Below are 3,211 nucleotides of genomic sequence, written 5' to 3' on the forward strand. Positions count from 1 at the left end.
GATTGGGTCGGTTCCTGATGAATGCCATGCTGGCGTCTGGCGGATATCCGTGGACGGTTATTCGGATCGAACAGCGAGCTGATTATATGAAAGCTCTCGAATCGGCGAGCTCACAGGGCGAAATAAAGGCTTTCGCGGAACTTATTGCCAATTCGATGAAGGCCTAGGCATGCCTGATCAGTCACAAGGTGGGGTCACATCTTTTCTGTTGACAAATTCAAGCGCCCACTGGAAGTGACGTGAAGGGGGACGTAGGTAACTTATGTAACTTTTCCCTTCCTGATGGCGCAACAAGTTACATAAGTTACCAACGTCCCTTCGCGTTGCGTTGGGGGCTACGACTTGTTTCGACCACAAGATTTGCTATGCTTGTTTCCCAAAAAGGTCGGCGAGGGGAAACCCGACAGTTGGCAGGCATTCTCCTAAATCCATTCCCCCGAGGAGGTCTTCATGAACAGTTTCGGAAAAACAGCGGCGGGGTTTTGTTTGGCACTTGTTCTGCTGGCAGGCGTCGCTTTGGCCAGTGAAAAAGGCCATGAAGGTCATTCGGAGGCGGCGATGACCATGCACCACATGCACATGATGCTCAATCATGCCGTGGAAATGGCGGCAGAAGGGTCCGAGTTGGTTATGCTGGGCCAGATGAACATGGCCAAAGGGGTTGACGAGATCAGCATCAAGCATGGCCAAATGATGATCGAGGACGCCGAGAAAATGGTCAGGGATACATTGGGCGGCAAGGCAATGAAAGATCTGCATCAACACGGTCATGGCCCGGAGGCCTCCGCCGATATGGCCTACACCCATGAGCTTGGCAAGGCTGCCTTGGAATACATTGAACTTCTGAAGAAAATGTCCAGCGCCCCTGCGCACCATTGATTGTTTGACAAGAGCAGCACGAGTTTTATGCCGCAAAATGGTTATTGACCATCCCTTGTTCCGAAAGGCCCGCCGATGGGCAGGCGGGTCTTTTTCATTCAGCACGATTTACAGGATTGTCTCGTCAGCTACCCAAACCGCGGCCTAAATGGCGTCTGCAAAATGGTTCTGCCTTCCCCTGATCGGCAAACGAGCAAAAGGAGAGAAGAGATGAGTCGAACGGTTCTCGGCATCGTCGGAAGCTACCGCAAGGGCGGCACCATCGACCAGGCGGTCTCGGCGGTGCTGGCTGCCGCGGCGGAGCGTGGAGCCGCCACCGAAAAGATCTACCTGCTCGACTCGCGCATCGAGTTCTGCACCAACTGCCGCAGTTGCACTCAACACCCCGGACCCGATCCCGGTCGGTGCTACCTCGAAGACGATATGGCCGGACTCATCGAGAGGATCGTGGGCGCCGACGCCCTGGTTCTTGGGGCCCCGGTCAACTTCGGCAATGTCAACGCTCTGACCCAGCGGTTCCTGGAGCGGCTGGCCGGCTACTCCTTCTGGCCCTGGGGACAGCCGGCGCCGAAGATGCGCAAGAAAGGCCGGCCGCCGAAACCGGCCGTGCTCGTCACGGCGAGCGCCATGCCGGCAATCATGGGGAGGCTGTTCACCGGCTCCCTGCGAGGATTGAAACTGGGTGCCGCCGCCGTCGGGGCCAAGCCCGTCGCCACCCTGTTCGTCGGTCTCGCCGCCCAGCGGGAGCACCATGAACTGTCAGCGCGAATGATCCACAACGCCCGCAGCGCCGGGCAAAAGCTGGTGGCGCGGCGATAACCGCGTCACCTCCCCGGCACCGCCCACCTGCGGTATAATTTCCTTGTACCCTGCCGGAGGCGCCCAATCAGGTGCGCCCGGCCCCATCCCCCCACGAAACAGTCCGCGCCCGCGAAAGGTAGTGCTCATGCGCTTCCACCGGACCCTCGGTCAACATTCCTACTCCTTCGACAGCCTGAAGAGCCTCATGGCCAAGGCCAGCCCGGAGCGCTCGGGGGACCGGCTGGCGGGCGTCGCCGCGGCCAGCATGGAGGAGCGCGTCGCCGCCCAGCTCTGTCTGGCGGAGGTGCCGCTCAAGACCTTTCTCGAAGAGCCGCTTATTCCCTACGAGGCGGACGAAGTCACGCGCCTGATTGTCGATACCCACGACCCGGCGGCGTTGGCGCCGGTCGGCTCCTTCACGGTCGGCGAACTGCGCGAATGGCTGCTCTCCTACGAGACCGGCGAGGCCGAGCTCAAGGCCGTTGCGCCCGGGCTGACGCCCGAGATGGCGGCGGCCGTCTCCAAAATCATGCGCAACCAGGACCTCATCCTGGCGGCGAAGAAATGCCGCGTGGTGACGGCCTTCCGCGATACCATCGGCCTGCCGGGCCGCTTGTCCGTTCGCCTGCAGCCCAACCATCCGACGGACGATGCGCGCGGCATCGCGGCCGCGATTCTCGATGGACTGCTCTACGGCGCCGGCGATGCCGTGATCGGCATCAACCCCGCCTCCGACAGCCTGCAGAAAGTCTGTGCGCTGCTGGAGATGATCGACGAGTTGCGCTGCCGCTTCGACATCCCGACCCAATCCTGCGTCCTGGCCCATGTCACGACCACCCTGGCGGCCATGCAGCGCCGGGCGCCGGTCGACCTCGTCTTCCAGTCCATCGCCGGCACCGAAGCCGCCAACCGGAGCTTCGGGATCACCATCAAGCTTCTGGAGGAGGCGCGCGAGGCGGCATTGTCGCTCCGCCGCGGCACGGTCGGGGACGATGTGATGTATTTTGAGACCGGGCAGGGGAGCGCGCTCTCGGCCGCTGCCCATCACGGTGTCGACCAGCAGACCTGCGAGGCGCGCGCCTACGCCGTGGCGCGGCACTTCAAGCCGTTGCTGGTGAATACGGTCGTCGGCTTCATCGGCCCTGAATACCTCTACGACGGCAAACAGATCATCCGCGCCGGCCTCGAGGATCATTTCTGCGGCAAGCTGCTCGGCGTGCCGATGGGATGCGATGTCTGCTACACCAACCACGCCGAGGCCGACCAGGACGATATGGACAACCTCCTGACGCTCCTCGGGGTGGCCGGGTGCAATTACCTCATGGGCGTCCCGGGGGCGGACGACATCATGCTCAATTACCAGAGCACCTCTTTTCACGATGTCCTTTACCTGCGCCAGGTCCTGGGGCTCAAGCCCGCCCCTGAATTCGAAGCATGGCTGGAGGCCATGGGGATCATGCGCGAAGGGCAACGATTGCTGCCCGTTGGCGAACGCAACCGGCTGTTGGAGGCATATCTGCCGGGGGGCTGA

The 3,211-nt window shown here is 61.6% G+C and carries 3 protein-coding genes; all 3 read left to right on the forward strand.

The features are described 5' to 3' along the window. Positions 1-450 precede the first annotated feature (450 nt). The 3 genes from VD811_01785 (at position 451) to VD811_01795 (ending at position 3,211) form a co-directional block, all read left to right on the forward strand. The gene (locus tag VD811_01785) at positions 451-879 is read left to right on the forward strand and encodes a hypothetical protein (GenBank protein ID HXV19703.1); all 429 of its coding nucleotides are present in this window, start codon (positions 451-453) and stop codon (positions 877-879) included. A gap of 210 nt (positions 880-1,089) precedes the next feature. Then, positions 1,090-1,698, forward strand: coding sequence for a flavodoxin family protein (locus VD811_01790; protein HXV19704.1), 609 nt, complete (start codon positions 1,090-1,092; stop codon positions 1,696-1,698). 127 nt (positions 1,699-1,825) lie between these two features. Beyond that, positions 1,826-3,211, forward strand: a complete 1,386-nt coding sequence (locus VD811_01795; GenBank protein ID HXV19705.1) for an ethanolamine ammonia-lyase subunit EutB — start codon at positions 1,826-1,828, stop codon at positions 3,209-3,211.

It is taken from the genome of Desulfuromonadales bacterium (assembly GCA_035620395.1).
GTDB lineage: Bacteria > Desulfobacterota > Desulfuromonadia > Desulfuromonadales > DASPGW01 > DASPGW01.

Excerpts from the sequence above, each read along its gene's own strand:
- VD811_01790 (HXV19704.1), top strand. The coding sequence starts at position 1,090 with ATGAGTCGAACGGTTCTCGGCATCGTCGGAAGCTACCGCAAGGGCGGC.
- VD811_01785 (HXV19703.1), top strand. The coding sequence starts at position 451 with ATGAACAGTTTCGGAAAAACAGCGGCGGGGTTTTGTTTGGCACTTGTT.
- VD811_01795 (HXV19705.1), top strand. The coding sequence starts at position 1,826 with ATGCGCTTCCACCGGACCCTCGGTCAACATTCCTACTCCTTCGACAGC.